The organism is Leeia oryzae DSM 17879 (assembly GCF_000376945.1).
GTDB classification, from domain to species: domain Bacteria; phylum Pseudomonadota; class Gammaproteobacteria; order Burkholderiales; family Leeiaceae; genus Leeia; species Leeia oryzae.
The window spans coordinates 1-16,197 of the sequence record NZ_AQXU01000023.1; the positions used below are offsets into that span (position 1 = coordinate 1).

Sequence of the window (16,197 nt, forward strand, 5' to 3'; positions counted from 1 at the left end):
TTCTTCCGTTTTTAGTGGTGAGTGATGAAGATCACTTGCTGCGTGACAAGTTACGCTTGGCAGCCATAGCGCGTTGGACCCACGCCTTCCCATTTCGAACAGGACCGTGAAACGACGTAGCGCCGATGATAGTGAGCATTGCGCTTGTGAAAGTAGGACACTGCCGGGCACCCCACAGGAAGCCCCTGATCTGACGATCAGGGGCTTTTTACGTTTGCAGCGGGGGAATGCACATCGAAACCCGCCTACTCGAACAGGCTGGCGATGCCGTCGAGGCGGCTGGCGTAGTAGGGGCTGCTGAGGTTGTCGGTGCGTACCAGCCCGCCGGTGCTGGGGGCGTGGATGAACTGGCCGTTGCCGATGAAGATGCCCATGTGCGAGTGCGGGGCGCCGCTGGTATTGAAGAAGACCAGGTCGCCGGCCTGCAGCTCGGTGCGGAACAGCGGCTTGCCCAGACGTAGTTGGTCGCTGGCGTTGTGCGGTAGCCGGATGCGGGCAATCTGCTGGAACACGTACTGGGACAGGCCGCTGCAATCAAAGCCGGTACTGGTGGTGCCGCCGCCATAGCGGTACGGGGTGCCGACCAGTCCCAGCGCGGCCATCACCACCTCCTCGCGGAAGTGGGCGGCGATGCGGATGCTTTGCTGGCGCGGCTGGTAGGAGGCCGTAGTGGTACTGGTACAGGCGCTGAGTACGGCGGCGCTGCCGGTGATGAGGGCTGCCAGCGTCAGGGCGCGCAGCGGCTGCGATGGGCGCAGAGTAGGCATCGACCCTCCTGAAAAGTCATTGGTATCTATCCCCTGGCAACGCGGTGCCTAGGGCCGGATGCGGTCTTAATTGCAATCTAGCAGACATCTACCCACTTCGCATTGGTAATCTCGGCGATCTGGGTGGGGCTGATACGCACGGCACTGTGAATGGCCCCTGCGGCGGGCAGGACCTCGTCAAAGCTGGCTAGCGATTTATCCAGATACACCGGTAGCGGCTGTGCCAGTCCGAAGGGGCAGACACCACCGACCGGATGACCGGTCAGTGCGACGACTTCGTCTGGTGGCAGCATTTTTCCTTTGCCAAAGGTGGCTTTGAACTTGCGGTTATCGATGCGTGCGTCACCGGAGGCAACCAGGATGATGGCGCTGCCATCGCCAAGCCTGAACGACAGGGTTTTGGCGATCCGGCCCGGTTCGACACCATGGGCTTCGGCGGCCTGTGCCACGGTGGCAGTGCTGACCGCCAGCTCGATAATGGGAATATCCAGCTCTCTGGCCTGAAAGAATTCGCGTACGGATTGCAGACTCATATGGGTGCTGTCTGTCCTGAGGTTACAAGAAGATAGCCTAACAATAACGGTCTGCTAGTGATTCGGCAAGTCAGTTTTTGTGCTGGCTGGCGCGCCGCCGTTTTTGCCGGATGCCTAGCCAGACCAGGGCGGAGCCGGTGAACAGTACCAGTAGAAGAGAGACCTGATTGAGCAGCTTCCAGCCACTGGCGGTGACCAGTGCGCCAGAGGCGAAGGCCGTGACGGCCATAGTCGCGAATACCCCGAAGTTGATGATTGCCTGGGCGCGGTCTTTTTCTTCCGGCTGATAGGTTTGCATGGCCAGCGTGGTACTACCGGTGAACAGCAGGTTCCAGCCCATGCCAAGCAGTAACAGGGCGATGACAAACTGATGTACGTCTTGACCGGACAAGGCGACGGCAATACAGGCGGCATTGAGCACCACCCCGGCCAGCATCACAGGCAACACGCCGAGTCGACGGATCAGGTGGCCGGTGAAGAAGCCGGGTGCAAACATGCCGATCACGTGCCACTCCAGTACCAGCGCGACATCGCTGAACGGATATTTGCACAGCTGCATGGCCAGGGGCGTGGCGGCCATCAAGAGGTTCATGACGCCATAACCTAAGGCCGCCGCCAGCATGGAGACCAGGAAGGCCGGTTGTTGCATCAGTTGCGACAGTGTGCGTCCCTTCGGCGTGTTGGCGGTGGCTGGTACGACAGGGGGAAAGCGAATAAACGCCATCAGCAGCATGGACAGCAGGGCGACTGCTGCCAGGGTCAGATAGGCTCCCGCAAAGGGTACGCTCAGCAGGTTGCGGGTCAGGTTGGCCAGGTTAGGACCTGTGACTGCGCCTATCAGCCCGCCGGCCAGCACCAGAGAGACGGCCTTTTCCCGATGGGCCAGAGCCGCCAGTTCCCCGGCTGCAAACCGGTATAGCTGGCCATTGGCACTATAGAAGCCTGCCACCACCGTGGTGGCCAGCAATAGCCAGAAATTCCCGTGCATGACCGCCAGCGCGCACGATAGTGCTGATACCAGGGCGACCAGCAACCCCAGTTGAAATGAGACTTTGCGGCCCCAGCGCCGCTGACTGGCCGCGACCAGTCCGGTCGATAATGCTCCGCCAACGACGTAACCCATGACCGGCAGGGTGGCCATCCAGCCATGCGGGGCCAGATGCAAGCCCACCAGACCGTTGATGGCAATGAAAACGATGTTGTTGGTGAGAAACAGGCCTTGAACGGCGGCCAGCAGCCAGAGGTTACGATTCATGCGGGGATTGTAGCCAGTTTTGGCGTGTTGCGCAGGCAGAACATTGAACGAACGTTTTAGGTGTCGGGATTTTGTATACACTTGTGCAAGGCGAGTATAGTGCAGGATGAGTAGCTGCATGCCGGGCATGCAGTCTGATGAATGGCTGAACCGAAAGTGTTTGATGACCAAGCTGCTGTATTCGATTGCCGGTATTTTGTTTGGCAATGCCTTTCTGATGATGGGGCTGGGGGTATTCAGTACCCTGATTTCTGTGGATCTGGTACAGAGTGGCACGGCCCCGCTGGTGATCGGACTGGTGCAGTCTTCGTACTACTTTGGTTTCATCCTGGGGGCGATCGGTGCCAGTCATCTGGTGGCACGGCTCGGCCATGGGTCGGCGTATGCGGCGCTGGCGGCTGTGGTGTGCTGCGCAACGCTGGGGCATGTGATTTTTCCGCATCCGCTGGTGTGGGCGTTGCTGCGGATGATCGAGGGCGCCTGCATGGCGGGCCTGTTTACGGTGATTGAAGGGGGGTTGCACCTGTCGGTCAGTAACAGCCTGCGCGGGCGGGTGTTTTCGTTTTATCTGACGACGGCGTATCTGGCCAGCAGTCTGGGGCAGAACCTGCTCAAACTGGCCGAGCATGACAGTACCAAACCGTTCATTCTGATTGCCTGTCTGTTTGTGCTGTCGTTGGTGCCGATCATGCTGGCCGAAGGGAATGCGCAAGGGGCCGCTGCACACACCACGGTGAAAAAGACATCGCTGAGCATGGGGTCCCTGCGCGAGTTGTATCGCGTTGCGCCGCTGGGTATCTGGGGCGCGCTGGCGGCCGGTACGCTGAACGGGTCTTTTTATTCCATGATGCCGGTGTTTATGCGTGGTGTCGGGTACTCGGTGGTGGAAGTTTCCGGTTTCATGGGCGGGGCGATGATTGCGGCGCTGGCCTTGCAGTGGCCGATCGGCCGCTTGTCGGACCGGATGGACCGGGGATGGGTGCTGTTCGGGGTGGGGATGCTGGGCGCTTGCCTGACGGCGGCGATTGCCTCTTACCGTCACGGGTCGTGGTTAAAGCCGATGGTATTTGTGTATGTCAGCCTGTCGTTTACTGTATACGGGCTGGTGATTTCTTATGTGAATGACCTGATTGCGGACCACCTGCGGATTGCGACCAGTGCGTCCTTGCTGATGCTGTTTTCTGTGGGCGGGACGGTGGGGCCGACAGTGGTCTCTGGCGTGATGACGCGGGTGGGACCGACCGGCTATTTTGTGGTGATCAGCAGCGTGATGGCGTGTCTGGCGGTATATGCGCTGCAGATGAAGTGGCGGGACAAGCGGATTCCGGTCCGGGCAGATGAGTCTGCCTGACAAGGGGTACTGCGTACAAGGTTTGGTGATGCGGGCAGAGTCGCCCGCTTGGACGGTTTGGTGAGGAATAACAGCATGGAATGTTCACGTATTGCCCTGGGACAGGGCGCGATTTCGGTATCCCGGGTGATTGCCGGCATGTGGCGGATGGCTGACTGGGGCATGGATGTGCAAGCCCGGGCCGGGTTGATCGAGGCCTGCATGGAAATGGGGGTGACGACGTTTGATCACGCGGATATTTATGGCGACTATACGGTGGAGTCGCTGTTTGGCGAAGCATTGCACAAGTTGCCAGGCATGCGCGACAAGATGGAGATCATCAGCAAGTGCGGTATCAAGCTGATTTCGGACAAGCGGCCTGCCCATAATGTCAACCATTACGACACGACAGCGGCGCACATCCAGGCATCGGTGGAAACGTCGCTGAAAAACCTGGGAACGGAGTATCTGGACATCTTGCTGATTCACCGGCCTGACCCGCTGATGAACTATGACGAGATGGCCGAGGCGTTTACGCGCCTGCATACGGAAGGCAAGGTGCGGCATTTTGGGGTGTCGAATTTTACGGCCGTGCAGTTTGCCGCCATGCACAAGCGCTTTCCGCTGGTTACCAATCAGATTGAACTCTCGCCAGTCAACGTGGAGGCGATCGAGCATGGCTTGCTGGACGTGATGCAGGATCTGGCTGTGCCGCCGATGATCTGGTCTGCGCTGGGGGGCGGGCAACTGTTTGCCAGCGATCGTCAAGACACGCCGCTGATGCGCCTGTTACAGACCGTGGCGGCGGATCTTGGGGTGACGGTTGCCATGGTGATTTATGCCTGGCTGATGAAGTTGCCATCCCGGCCCATACCGTTGACCGGTACCGGCAAGGTTCAGGGTATCCGCGATGCGGTAGCGGCGACCCGGCTGGACCTGGACCGGATGACCTGGTTCCGGATTTATGAGGCGATCCGCGGCCACGAGGTGGCCTAAGTCCGGGCTTAAGCCCAGTGCATGACGCGCTGAACGGCTTGTTGCCAGCGGGCCATGCGCTGGCCGGCCTGGTCGGCCGAGATGGCCGGTTCAAAGACGCGGTCTGTCTGCCACTGGCGGGCGATCTGGTCGGTATTGTCCCAGATACCCACGGTCAGCCCGGCCAAGTAAGCAGCGCCCAGCGCGGTGGTCTCCAGAATTTTCGGGCGAATGACGGGCAAACCGCACAGGTCGGCCTGCAGTTGCAGTAATAGCGTGTTGGCGGTGGCGCCGCCGTCGACCCGCAGGCTGGTGACGGTTTGTCCGGCATCGTTCTGCATCGCCAGCAGCAGTTCTGCAGACTGGAAGGCGATAGACTCCAGGGCCGCCCGGGCGATGTGGGCTTTGGTGGTGCCACGATGCAAACCCAGCACGCCACCCCGGGCGTATGGGTCCCAATAGGGGGCGCCGAGTCCGGTAAAGGCCGGCACGAAGATCACCCCGTCACTGTCTGGCACGCTGGCTGCCAGTGCTTCTACCGCGCCTGCGGTGGGTATCATCTCCAGACCATCCCTGAGCCACTGAATGACCGCACCGCCGACAAATACGCTGCCTTCAAGTGCGTAGGCGGCGTCCGGCCCTGTCTGGGCTGCGCGCGTTGTCAGCAGGCCATGCTGTGACGCTTTGGCGTCTGCACCGGTCTGCATCAGCATGAAGCAGCCAGTGCCATAGGTGTTCTTGACCATGCCGGGCTGGTGGCAGGCCTGACCAAACAGGGCAGCTTGCTGGTCGCCTGCGACACCGGTAATCGGGCAGGCGTGACCAAACTGGCTGGCATCGGTATGGCCAAACAGCGAACTGGAGGGCTGGACAGCCGGTAGCAGGCTGGCCGGAATATGCAGATGGGCCAGCAGGGTTTCGTCCCATTGCCCGGTATGGATATTGAACAGCAAGGTGCGTGAGGCGTTGCTGGGGTCGGTGACGTGTACCCGGCCCTCGGTCAGTTGCCAGATCAGCCAGCTGTCGACCGTGCCGAAGGCCAGCTTGCCGGCTTCGGCTTGCTGGCGCGCACCCGGGACGTGGTCGAGTATCCACGCCAGTTTGGTGCCGGAAAAATAGGGGTCGAGTAACAGCCCGGTACGGGCGTGGAAATCGGCCTCCAGCCCTTGGGCCTTGAGCTGGTCGCAGTGGGCGGCGGTACGCCTGTCTTGCCAGACGATGGCGTTGTATACCGGCTGGCCGGTCTGACGATCCCACACCAGGGTGGTTTCCCGCTGGTTGGTGATGCCGATGGCCGCGATGTCGGCGAGCGTGAGGCGGGCCTGTTCCAGCGCCTGGCGGAGACTGGTCAGCTGGGTGTGCCAGATGGCCCACGGGTCATGCTCGACCCAGCCGGACTGCGGGAACAGCTGCGGGAACTCGTGTTGGGCCAGGGCTACGATCTGGCCGGTTTCATCAAAAATCAGGGCACGGGAACTGGTGGTCCCTTGATCCAGCGACAAAAGGTAGGGCATGCGGACTCCGGAGCGGCGGTTTCTGGCCTGACGCCAAGCTTATCCAATATAGCACCCCTGCGGGCCGTTGTCTGACCATGGATTATCCAGCCTCTGGTGGACAGGTCAGGCAGACATGACCTGCTGACACAGTGCTTGCAGCTGGCTGGCCAGTTGCTGGACCGTGTGCGGTGCATCCCGGCGGACATGCAACACCAGTTCGAGCGCCGGCAAGGCGGGAAAGCCTTGGGCGGCCGTCAGGCATTGGTGGCTGGGCAGGGCTAGCCGGGTGGGAATCAGGCTGATGCCCAGGCCATGACTGACGGCGGCACGGATGCTTTCCAGACTGGTGCTGCTGTAGCAGATGCGCCAGCGTTTGCCGGCCGACTCGATGGCATGCATCATTTCATCCCGGTAAAGACCGCCCGCCGGAAATACCACCAGCGGAATCGGGTCTTGCCCGTACGCGGGGGTATCGGCGCTGTCGATCCAGGACAGTGGCTCCGGCCAGCAAGCTTGGCCGATGGTATGCCCGGGGCGCTGTTTGATCAGGACCAGATCGTGCTCGCCATCACAGAATTGCTGCCACAACCGGTGGCTGAGATCGCTGGTGACGCTGAGCCGGATGCGACGGCTGGTCTGGATAAACCGTCCCAAGAGCGGCGTGAGCGGGTGGGAGGCAAAGTCTTCCGGCACCCCCAGGCGAATTTCCCCCTGAACATCCCCCTCCTGCAGTTCTTCCACCATGGTACCCATCAGTTTCAGGATTTGCCGTGCGTGTTCCAGCAGCCGTTCTCCTTGCAGGGTGGGGACGATGTAACGGCCGCTGCGGTCCAGCAAGGAGCATCCCAACTGGTCTTCCAGGCGCTTGAGCTGCTGGCTGACGGTGGACTGGCTCAGAAACACCCGCTCGCCTGCCCGGGTAAAACTGCCGCTTTCGACCACGGCAATAAAGCTTTTCAGGAGCAGCGGGTCGATTAACGGGATTTGCATTCGATTTTCCACTGAAATGTAGTTATTTATTTAATTTGTGAATTATAGCGTGCATTGTTAGATTGATGGCAAGACATGTGCCGGCTTCATCACGGGGATGAGGGGCAAAGAGCATGTCACAGGGAATTCGGGTGGCGAGACATACAGACAAGACGTGCTGCACGGCAAGGGCGGGCGAACCCGCCGGATACGGATGGTTGCTGGTGGTACTGCTGGGACTCAACCTGCGGCCATTCATGACCTCGGTCGGGCCGCTACTGGACGAGTTGCGCACGGCGTTATCGCTGGGGTTCCGCCCGGCGGCCTTGCTGACCACCCTGCCGTTTGTGCTGATGGGAGTGATGGCGTTTGCTGGCAGTGCCTTGTCGCGGCGGCTGGGAGAACACCGGGTCATGACCGGGGCGCTGGGGTTGCTGTTGCTGGGGTGTCTGTCACGCGGCTGGGTACAGGACAACGCCGGGCTGTTTGCCGGGACCGTGGTGGCCAGTGTCGGGGTAGCGACCCTGCAGGCGCTGATGCCCGGTGTCATCAAGCGCGGGTTTGGCGGACAGGCGGTCCTGATGATGGGGGTGTATTCGGCTGCACTGGTCGGGGGCGGTGCTTTGGGCGCGCTGGTGAGTCCGTGGTTTGCCGCATGGGGTGGCTGGCGCACCGGTCTGGCTGTCTGGAGTGGCCCGGCCTTGCTGGCGCTGTTGCTCTGGTGCAGGCAAGGGAAGCGTCCGACGGAGGTGTCTGGTTCACAGGTCGCCGCGGTGCCAATGCGGTTCTTTTTTTCCAATATCCGTGCCTGGCTGCTGGCGCTGTATTTTGGACTGACCAACAGCGGCTATTCCAGCCTGGTTGCCTGGTTGCCGACGTTTTACCGCGAACACGGCATGGGGCGTCAGGCGGCGGGCAACCTGCTGGCGCTGATGGCGCTATGCCAGGCCGGCGCGGCGCTGGTTTTCCCGGCCTTGTCGCGGCAACAGGCCGACCGGCGGCAGATGCTGTGGCTGGTGATGGGCTTGCAGGCCGCCGGGTTTGCCGGACTGGCCGTGGCGCCGTCTGCAACGCCCTGGCTGTGGATTGCCCTGGCGGGATTGGGGCTGGGTGGATTTTTTTCACTCAGCATCATTGTCACGCTGGAACATTTTAGCGAGGTGCAACCGGCCGGGGTGCTGGCGGCGTTTGTGCAGGGGGTCGGTTTTCTGCTGTCGTCCTGCAGCCCCTGGTTGCTGGGCTGGTTGCGGGATGAAACCGGGGGGTTTACGGCGGGTTGGAGTGTGCATGTCGGGCTGATTGTGCTGATGGGCATGCTGACCCGGGTGTTTTCTGCGGGGAGCTACCTGCACAGCATGCATGGCTGGCAAGCCCGCGTGCGTGCGGGCTGACCGCAGGGTGGATGGTTGACTGTTTCAACACGGGATGGAGAGATCGAGAATGCGTAAACAAAAAACGTGGTGTCTGGCATTGTGCCTGTCGGTGAGTGCTGCGGTGGCATCGGCGGCGGAAGAACCGGTACTGAACATCTATAACTGGGGCGATTATTTCGGCAAGACCACGCTGGAGAAATTCCGTCAGGAAACCGGTATCAAGGTGACCTACGACAAATACGACAGCAATGAGGTATTGCAGTCTAAGCTGATGACCGGTAACAGCGGTTATGACCTAGTGTTCCCCGGGGCGCAGTTTTACGCCAAGCAGGTACAGGCCAACGTGTTTTACCGGCTGGACAAGCGTCAGTTGCCCAACATGAAGCACCTGGACCCGAAGGTGCTGTCTTTCCTGAATGCCATTGATGCCGGCAATGAACACGGTATGCCGTATGCGCAGGGAACCACCGGCGTGACGGTCAATATCGACAAGGTGAAGAAGGCGATTGGTGGCGAGCTGCCGGACAACCCCTTGGCGCTGCTGTTTGAACCCAAATATGCCAGCAAGGTGGCCAGTTGCGGCATGACCTATTTTGACTCGGCCAGTGAAATGTACGGGCTGGTGTTTTCTTATATGGGCAAGGACCTGGCATTGGCAACAGCGGAAGACTTGAAGAAGGCACAAGCGCTGCTCAAGCCGGTGCGGCCGTTTGTGCGCAAGTTTGTGGGGTTGCCGTCCCAGTACATGGCCAGCGGCGATTTCTGTGTGGCGATGGCGTATTCGGGGGATTCCAGTTTCTCGGTGAAGAAGGCCAAGGCCGCCACCGGTGGCGCCATCCAGTACTTTACCCCGCCCCATCACACACCATTCTGGATCGACATGATGGCGATTCCGCGCGATGCCAAGCATCCGGGCAATGCGCTCAAATTCATGAACTTCATTATGCGGCCAGAGGTGATTGCCGAACTGACGCGCGACATTTACTACTCGACGGCCAATACCGGCACCCAGCCGTATGTGAGTGACGAATACCGCAAGAATACCGGCATTTTCCCGACGGAAGCCATGAAACAGCAGTTTGTGCTGGTCAGGCCGTTGTCACCAGTGCTGCAACGGCAGCTGACCGAACGCTTTAACCAGTTCAAGACCGGTAAATTCAATTAAGTCATGGCGTGAACCGGCAGGCAGCAGCGTCTGCCGGTATTGAAAGAGACAAGGAGTCAAGGTGGAAACAACATGCTGGATTCGACGGGTTCGGCCTTATGGCGGGGACATGCAGGACATCAAGGTGGTAGACGGACGCATTGCGGCACTGACCCCCGCCAGCGATACCCCGGCGAGCGGGGCGGACCTGGACGGGCAGGGGCAGCTATTGACCCTGCCGCTGGTGGAAAGCCATATCCACCTGGACAAAACCCTGTGGGGCTTGCCGTGGCGTGCCCACAGCGCTGGGCCGAGCCTGACCGAGCTGATCGGTAACGAGCGGCAGGTACTGCGCACGCTGACGTCGCCGATTGCCGAACGGGCCGGTGCCTTGCTGGCCCACTGTATTGCCAAAGGCACCCAGCTGGTGCGTTGCCATGTGGATGTAGACCCGGAGCTGGGTTTGCGCCATGTTGAGGCGATGCTGGCCTTGCGGACACGCTTTGCACCGCTGGTGGACATGCAGCTGGTGGCGTTTCCGCAAACCGGGCTGATCACCAATCCGGGGACCGCGGCGCTGATGCGCGAGGCGGTGGCCATGGGGGTGGACGTGCTGGGCGGGCTGGACCCGTGCGGCATCGACAAAGACCCGATTGCGCATCTGACCAGCATCTTTGAGCTGGCCCGCGACATGGATTGCGGCGTGGACATCCACCTGCACGACGGCGGCGAACTGGGGTTGTGGGAAATCGAGCGCATCATCGACTTTACCGAACGCTATCAGCGACAAGGCCGGGTGATGATCAGCCATGCCTTCTGTCTGGGCATGAAGCCCTGGCCGGTGATTGCCCCGCTGGCGGCCCGGCTGGCAGCCAACGGGGTATCGATCTTGAGTTCGGCCCCGGCGGACATCGAGATTCCGCCGTTTCTGCCCTTGCAGCAGGCGGGCGTGAATGTGTGCCTCGGGTCTGACGGCATCCGTGATGCGTGGACGCCGATGGGCAATGGCGACATGCTGGAACGGGCGATGCTGCTGGCTTACCGGTTTGATATGCGGCGGGATGACGAGTTGCAGCTGGCGTTTGAGGCGGCGACCCGTGTTGGCGCCAAAGCACTGGGGCATGAGGATTACGGGATGGCCGTCGGCAAGCCGGCGCACTTTGTGCTGTTCCCGAGCGAGACGCTGGCAGAAGCCATTGTCAGCCGGCCTCTGGCGCGCACGGTCATCCGCCATGGGCGGGTGATTGCCCGTGATGGCCAGCTGCTGGCCGAGGCGGGCTAGCCACAGCCGGCCGACATCCGCACCGGGCTAGCCCGCGGTGCCGGATGTTTGACGGACTGCCGCACAACCCGGTTTCCTGTGCCTGCGTAGCGATGTACACTTGAAGCAGATATCTCTGTGTGTGCGGTGTGGAATCCGTCTGCCTGGACGGGTGAAGCCCGCGAGGTGACGGCATTCAAGACATCGGGGCTGACGAGATGAGGGCATGGTTACATGATCGGAATGCACGGCACCTGGCCAGACAGTGGCCGTTGCTGTGCGTGATGGCAGGCCTCCTGCTGGCCGGCCTGTGGCTGGCCCTGCCAGTGATGGCGGCGCCGCTGGAGATTTATGTCGAAAATGCCTCTACCCCCTGGTCGAACCCGGACGGCACCGGCTATGCCAACCGTCTGGTCACCAGTGCGTTCGCCTCCGTCAATACCCAGATCAATCTGGTGGTAGTGCCTTACAAGCGTTGCAAGCTGATGGCGATGTCCGGCCAGACCAGTGCGTGCTTCAGCATGTCCTGGGAGCCGGCCATGAAAGGGCTGATCCAGTTTGCCGACCAGCCGCTGTACGAAGTGGAAGCCCAGGTGTTCAAAACGGACAGGGCACGGTTTCCTGCCGTCGAGCGTCTGGAGCAGATTCCGCGCGGGCGTTCGGTCGGCATCGTCAATGGTTATGAGTATCCGGAGGCTGTCACCCGGCTTGCCAAGCGGGGTATCCGGTTTGACGTGTCTGCCACCGAGGCCATCTCCCTGCGCAAGCTCAAGGCCGGGCGGATCGACTTTGCGGTGATTTTTGTAGACCCGGTCAAAACCAGCCAGACCATCGTCCGGGAAGCGAACGCGGAAGGTGTGGCATTTGCCTTTTCTGCCGGCAAGCAGGGTTCTTATATCGGTTTTAGCCTGGCACACCCTGAGGGTGCGAAAGCCAGGCAGTTGTTCGATGAAGGGTTTGCCATCATCAAGAATAACGGTGTCCTGAAACAGATGATGACAGCCTGGAATCTCCACTCGTTGAGCACCCCTGACTAATGCCTGCCGCTGCCGGTACGAGCGCCAGCACCTGAATGATGCAGAGGAAGATCGTGAACACACCGGATACCGGCCCTGTAGCGGCCTTTCTGACGCACATCCGTCCATCTTTTCCGTCGGGCACCCGGCTGACCTGGTTGCAGATTGGTCTGGATGACACCCGGGTCGTGACGGACCATGAGGCCGGTACCCCCGTACTGTACCGGCTAGCGGTCGGGACACAGCAGATGGGGGGACGCGGCTTTAAGCAATATCCGCCAACGCCGTATGAGCTGGAAATGGCGATTGCCGAGGTGGAGGACGAGCTGATGCCGCTGGCCAGGCAATGGCACGGGGTCTCCACGCTGGTGCTGGCGGATACGCTGGCGCAGCAGGTGGTGCTCATGTCTGGCGAGCCGGTTGGCGATACCGGTGTGTGCAGCCGCGACGCCATCGAGTCCCTGTTCGGCCAGCTGGCCGCGGTATCGCAGGGCCGGCCGGTAGCCTCCAGCGGTTTGCCCGCCGAGACAGACTTTGCCGCGTATGTCCTGATCCTGCGCGAGTTCATGCATCACGTCGGTTTTGAGTCTCTGACCCTGCGCTAGCCACCGGTTTACGATGCATCTTTCCTGATATTGCCTGCCGGATACGGCATTCTGCCTACCCGGATTTTCCCCTGTTTTTTCCCATGCCAGCTTCATGGCGACCTGCTTATGATTCTTTTAAGGTTTGCTGAGGGTCATTGAGTATTCATTTAAGAAACGTCCGGCATCGGCTTTGGTAAGGTAGCAGACATACCCGAAAAGGGAACGCGTATCTGCAATCAACCGGAGAAGAGAAATGAATGATGTACACAGTGGCCAATCAGTCGCCAACCGTTTAAACCTGTACCAGGCCGTCCATAAAGGCTTGCGGGCGATGATGTCGGACACCTTGTTGCTGGTGGGCAAAACCGATCTTGAAGACACGGACAACTTTGTCCACGCGCTTGAGCGGGTTGACCAGCTGCTGACCATCTGCCAAGCGCATCTGGAACATGAAAATGCCTTCATCCATCCCTCGCTGGAAGCACGGGTTGCCGGCAGCAGTGCCCAGTGCACTCACGACCATGTCGAACATGTGGCCGAGATCAACCGGTTGCGCCATCAGGTGGCCCTGCTGCGGCATGCCGATGCGGTCGATCCGGCCCTGGCCTGGCACCAGCTGTACCAAGCACTGAGCGTGTTCATGGCAGAGAACCTCACCCATATGCTGATCGAAGAAAACAGCCATATGCAGGCGTTATGGTCTGCCTATACGGAAGAAGAACTGCACGGCATTCATTCTGCGCTGGTGGCATCCATTCCGCCCGAGGAAATGGCCATCCATGCCCGCTGGATGGTCTCGTACGTGTCGCACCCGGAACGGGTGGGCATGTTCATGGGCATGAAGGCCGAGGCGCCACCTGCCGTCTACGAGGCCAATCTGGCCAAGGCCCGGGACTGGCTGTCTGCCGCCGACTGGGACCGCCTGAATCGCGCGCTGGCGTAATCCGGCGCATGCAAGTCACCACATACCGATATTACGTTATTGAAAAGGGATGATCAGATGTCCGCACGTTTACTTCGCTGTGCCGTCGTGTATTCGATTGTAGGGATTTCCATGGGGATTGCCATGGCCGGCAGTCATGACTTTACCAACAAGGGCGTGCATGTACACGCCAATCTGGTGGGCTGGGTCTCCATGGCCGTCATGGCCCTGGCGTACCGCGCGTTTCCGGCATTGGCCGCCAGTCGTCTGGCCAGTGTGCATTTCTGGCTGCATAACCTGGGCTTGCCGGTGATGCTGGTCGGCTTGTACGCCCTGTTGCATGCCATTGCCTGGGGAGAGCCGGTGGTTGCCGCCGGGTCGATCATCGTCGCGCTGGCGTTTCTTTGTTTTGCCATCAATGTGTTCAGGCATGCGCATGACTGAGCTTGTACCCTGGCTGCGCCACCCAGGCGCAGCCCGTTGCAATCTGGATAAGGAATGATCATGAAATCATCCGCTGCAGAAGCAGTACAGTTGCTGGAAAAAATGATGCTGATTCGTGCCTACGAAGAGCATCTGGCATCGTTGCAGGCGAGCGGGCATTTCCCGATGACCTGCTCGCCACAGGGGCAGGAAGCCTCGGCTGTGGGCGTGGTGTCCGCACTGGATGCCGACGACACCATTCTGACCAATCACCGCAGTGCCGGCCATCTGCTGGCCCGCGGCGCCGACCCCGGCCGGGTAATGGCCGAAGTCATGGGCAAGGCGACCGGGTATTGCAAGGGCAAGAGTGGTTCGCTGCATATTTCGGCCAAAGAACTGGGCGTGGTGCTGACCTCGACCATTGTCGGCGGGGAATTATCGATGGTGACCGGGGTGGCGCTGGCCAAGAAAATGCTGGCCGAAGCCGGTGTGGTGGTGTGCTTCTTTGGTGACGGTGCCGCCTGTGAAGGTATTTTTCACGAATCGCTGAACCTGGCGTCGGTCTGGCAGCTGCCCATTCTGTATGTGTGCGAGAACAACCAGTGGCAGGCGTTTGTCCGTCGCAAGGAAACCATGGCGGTCGAGTACATTGCCCCGTGGGGCAACAGTTACGCCATGGCCAACCAGACGGTGAACGGCAACGATGTGCTGGCGGTGCAGGCCGCCACCAGGCATGCCGTGGCGCACATCAAGGCCACTGGTACACCGTACCTGCTGGAAACCTGGACGTACCGGCAGCGTGGCCACTACTCCGGCGACAACATGGCCCACATCAGCGCCAGCGAGCAGGCCCCGTGGCTGGTGCTGGACCCGATTGCCCAGTGCCGGCAGCAACTGACGGCCGACGGGACGCTTACACCCGCCCTGCTGGCCGATATCGAGACCAGGGTTGCTGCCGAGATTGCCCGAGCCAGTGAATTTGCCCATGCCTCGCCCTATCCGGCAGCGGCAGAGCTGTTAACCGACGTGTATGCATAAAGGGATGCGCCATGAGTGAAATGACATTGAACGCAGCTGTCGGCCAGGCCCTGCGCGAAGAAATGCAACGTGATAGCACGGTGATGATGTTCGGGGAAGGGGTGGCACTCAGCCGCGCCGACCTGCTGACGGAGTTTGGTGCGGATCGCATTCGCAATACCCCGCTGTCCGAAGCCATCATTGCCGGCACCGCCGTGGGCGCAGCCGCCAGTGGCCTGCGGCCAGTTATCGACATGCTGTATGCACCGTTCCTGACCTATGCGATGGATGCCATCGTCAACAGCGCCGGCAAGTTGCGCTATATCTCCGGCGGGCAGTTTGCTTTCCCGCTGGTGGTGCTGGCGCAAACCGGGGCCGGTTGGGGCGTGGGCGCGCAGCATACCCACAATATCGAGGCCTGGTTTGCCCACAGCCCCGGGCTGAAGGTGGTCATGCCGTCCAATGCCGCTGATGCCAAAGGGTTGATGAAAGCAGCCATCCGTGACAACAACCCGGTCATCATGCTGCTGGACATGTCGCTCGGCTACAACCCGGGCGAGGTCAGCGATGATCCGGACTATGTGGTACCGCTGGGTCGTGCCCACGTGGCGCGTGCCGGTCGCCACGTGACGCTGGTGTCTTACGCCAAAACCACGCTGACCTGCCTGCAAGCAGCCGAGGCGCTGGGGCAGGAAGATATCGATGTCGAAGTGATCGACCTGCGCAGCATCAAGCCGCTGGATATCGGCACCGTGCTGCAGTCGGTCCGCAAAACCGGCCATCTGGTGGTGGTGCACGAGGCTGGCCCGCTGTGCGGAGTGGGCGCAGAAGTACTGGCCCAGGTCAACGAACAGGCGTTTTCACAGCTGAAGTCGGCACCGGCACGCATTACCAGCCCGGATGTGCCGACACCGTCGTCCTATGCGCTGGAACAGGCGTTCCTGCCGCAGGTGGCGCACGTGGTTGCAGCGGTACAGAAACAGCTGGGCCGACAAACGGTTGCGACTGCCAGTGTGGCCATGTAAGCCAGGGGAGGGCGAGGCAAACCGGCCGGGAGACCCCGGTTTGCCTTGTGATCGGGCGTATGCAACCCTCCGCCATGCCGGGGCAGAAACCGGATTGGGCTGCG

General features: G+C 60.8%; 16 protein-coding genes and 1 rRNA gene. 12 read left to right on the forward strand and 5 right to left on the reverse strand.

The window, feature by feature from the left end; all coding sequences use genetic code 11:
- The first annotated feature begins 55 nt into the window (after positions 1 to 55).
- Positions 56 to 169, forward strand: a 5S ribosomal RNA gene (gene rrf / locus F552_RS0109930).
- Positions 170 to 245: 76 nt separating this feature from the next.
- Here the strand turns inward: rrf and F552_RS19035 are convergent.
- The 3 genes from F552_RS19035 to F552_RS0109945 all read right to left on the reverse strand — a co-directional run bounded on the left by F552_RS19035 (position 246) and on the right by F552_RS0109945 (position 2,555).
- On the reverse strand, positions 246 to 767 hold the full coding sequence (locus F552_RS19035) for a C40 family peptidase (protein WP_018151590.1): 522 nt from the start codon (positions 765 to 767) through the stop codon (positions 246 to 248).
- A 77-nt stretch (positions 768 to 844) separates the two neighbouring features.
- On the reverse strand, positions 845 to 1,300 hold the full coding sequence (locus F552_RS0109940) for a YbaK/EbsC family protein (protein WP_018151591.1): 456 nt from the start codon (positions 1,298 to 1,300) through the stop codon (positions 845 to 847).
- Between the two features lie 70 nt (positions 1,301 to 1,370).
- Positions 1,371 to 2,555, reverse strand: a complete 1,185-nt coding sequence (locus tag F552_RS0109945) for an MFS transporter (protein WP_026182585.1) — start codon at positions 2,553 to 2,555, stop codon at positions 1,371 to 1,373.
- 163 nt (positions 2,556 to 2,718) lie between these two features.
- Between F552_RS0109945 and F552_RS19040 the strand changes: the two genes are divergently transcribed.
- The gene (locus tag F552_RS19040; RefSeq protein ID WP_169333587.1) at positions 2,719 to 3,906 is read left to right on the forward strand and encodes an MFS transporter; all 1,188 of its coding nucleotides are present in this window, start codon (positions 2,719 to 2,721) and stop codon (positions 3,904 to 3,906) included.
- Between the two features lie 75 nt (positions 3,907 to 3,981).
- A complete protein-coding gene (locus F552_RS0109955) occupies positions 3,982 to 4,881 on the forward strand; it encodes an aldo/keto reductase (RefSeq protein ID WP_018151594.1) in 900 nt (299 codons plus the stop codon).
- An 8-nt stretch (positions 4,882 to 4,889) separates the two neighbouring features.
- Here F552_RS0109955 and glpK read toward each other — a convergent pair whose 3' ends face one another.
- Both glpK and F552_RS0109965 read right to left on the reverse strand, forming a co-directional pair.
- Complete coding sequence (gene glpK, locus F552_RS0109960; RefSeq protein WP_018151595.1) at positions 4,890 to 6,374, reverse strand: glycerol kinase GlpK; 1,485 nt, start codon at positions 6,372 to 6,374, stop codon at positions 4,890 to 4,892.
- Positions 6,375 to 6,479: 105 nt separating this feature from the next.
- Positions 6,480 to 7,346, reverse strand: coding sequence for a LysR family transcriptional regulator (locus F552_RS0109965; RefSeq protein ID WP_018151596.1), 867 nt, complete (start codon positions 7,344 to 7,346; stop codon positions 6,480 to 6,482).
- A 113-nt stretch (positions 7,347 to 7,459) separates the two neighbouring features.
- Between F552_RS0109965 and F552_RS19045 the strand changes: the two genes are divergently transcribed.
- The 9 genes from F552_RS19045 (at position 7,460) to F552_RS0110010 (ending at position 16,093) form a co-directional block, all read left to right on the forward strand.
- Positions 7,460 to 8,716, forward strand: coding sequence for a cyanate transporter (locus F552_RS19045; protein ID WP_156802282.1), 1,257 nt, complete (start codon positions 7,460 to 7,462; stop codon positions 8,714 to 8,716).
- Between the two features lie 49 nt (positions 8,717 to 8,765).
- Positions 8,766 to 9,863 carry an extracellular solute-binding protein gene (locus F552_RS0109975; protein WP_018151598.1) on the forward strand — a complete coding sequence of 366 codons (1,098 nt, stop codon included), beginning with the start codon at positions 8,766 to 8,768 and terminating at the stop codon, positions 9,861 to 9,863.
- A 61-nt stretch (positions 9,864 to 9,924) separates the two neighbouring features.
- A complete protein-coding gene (locus F552_RS0109980) occupies positions 9,925 to 11,124 on the forward strand; it encodes an amidohydrolase family protein (RefSeq protein WP_033375347.1) in 1,200 nt (399 codons plus the stop codon).
- 197 nt (positions 11,125 to 11,321) lie between these two features.
- Positions 11,322 to 12,140, forward strand: a complete 819-nt coding sequence (locus F552_RS0109985; RefSeq protein ID WP_018151600.1) for a substrate-binding periplasmic protein — start codon at positions 11,322 to 11,324, stop codon at positions 12,138 to 12,140.
- Positions 12,141 to 12,193: 53 nt separating this feature from the next.
- Positions 12,194 to 12,724, forward strand: a complete 531-nt coding sequence (locus tag F552_RS0109990) for a hypothetical protein (RefSeq protein WP_083917476.1) — start codon at positions 12,194 to 12,196, stop codon at positions 12,722 to 12,724.
- A gap of 235 nt (positions 12,725 to 12,959) precedes the next feature.
- Positions 12,960 to 13,649: a hemerythrin domain-containing protein gene (locus F552_RS0109995; protein ID WP_018151602.1), complete on the forward strand. Its 690-nt coding sequence runs from the start codon at positions 12,960 to 12,962 to the stop codon at positions 13,647 to 13,649.
- A 57-nt stretch (positions 13,650 to 13,706) separates the two neighbouring features.
- Entirely contained in the window at positions 13,707 to 14,072 is a 366-nt protein-coding gene (locus F552_RS0110000; RefSeq protein WP_018151603.1) for a hypothetical protein, read from the forward strand.
- Between the two features lie 60 nt (positions 14,073 to 14,132).
- Positions 14,133 to 15,089, forward strand: coding sequence for a thiamine pyrophosphate-dependent dehydrogenase E1 component subunit alpha (locus F552_RS0110005; protein ID WP_156802283.1), 957 nt, complete (start codon positions 14,133 to 14,135; stop codon positions 15,087 to 15,089).
- Positions 15,090 to 15,100: 11 nt separating this feature from the next.
- Entirely contained in the window at positions 15,101 to 16,093 is a 993-nt protein-coding gene (locus F552_RS0110010) for an alpha-ketoacid dehydrogenase subunit beta (RefSeq protein ID WP_018151605.1), read from the forward strand.
- Positions 16,094 to 16,197 lie beyond the last annotated feature (104 nt).

Coding starts and splice junctions, on each gene's coding strand:
- F552_RS19035 (WP_018151590.1), bottom strand. CDS start 767: ATGCCTACTCTGCGCCCATCGCAGCCGCTGCGCGCCCTGACGCTGGCA.
- F552_RS0109940 (WP_018151591.1), bottom strand. CDS start 1,300: ATGAGTCTGCAATCCGTACGCGAATTCTTTCAGGCCAGAGAGCTGGAT.
- F552_RS0109945 (WP_026182585.1), bottom strand. CDS start 2,555: ATGAATCGTAACCTCTGGCTGCTGGCCGCCGTTCAAGGCCTGTTTCTC.
- F552_RS19040 (WP_169333587.1), top strand. CDS start 2,719: ATGACCAAGCTGCTGTATTCGATTGCCGGTATTTTGTTTGGCAATGCC.
- F552_RS0109955 (WP_018151594.1), top strand. CDS start 3,982: ATGGAATGTTCACGTATTGCCCTGGGACAGGGCGCGATTTCGGTATCC.
- glpK (WP_018151595.1), bottom strand. CDS start 6,374: ATGCCCTACCTTTTGTCGCTGGATCAAGGGACCACCAGTTCCCGTGCC.
- F552_RS0109965 (WP_018151596.1), bottom strand. CDS start 7,346: ATGCAAATCCCGTTAATCGACCCGCTGCTCCTGAAAAGCTTTATTGCC.
- F552_RS19045 (WP_156802282.1), top strand. CDS start 7,460: ATGTCACAGGGAATTCGGGTGGCGAGACATACAGACAAGACGTGCTGC.
- F552_RS0109975 (WP_018151598.1), top strand. CDS start 8,766: ATGCGTAAACAAAAAACGTGGTGTCTGGCATTGTGCCTGTCGGTGAGT.
- F552_RS0109985 (WP_018151600.1), top strand. CDS start 11,322: ATGAGGGCATGGTTACATGATCGGAATGCACGGCACCTGGCCAGACAG.
- F552_RS0109995 (WP_018151602.1), top strand. CDS start 12,960: ATGAATGATGTACACAGTGGCCAATCAGTCGCCAACCGTTTAAACCTG.
- F552_RS0110000 (WP_018151603.1), top strand. CDS start 13,707: ATGTCCGCACGTTTACTTCGCTGTGCCGTCGTGTATTCGATTGTAGGG.
- F552_RS0110005 (WP_156802283.1), top strand. CDS start 14,133: ATGAAATCATCCGCTGCAGAAGCAGTACAGTTGCTGGAAAAAATGATG.
- F552_RS0110010 (WP_018151605.1), top strand. CDS start 15,101: ATGAGTGAAATGACATTGAACGCAGCTGTCGGCCAGGCCCTGCGCGAA.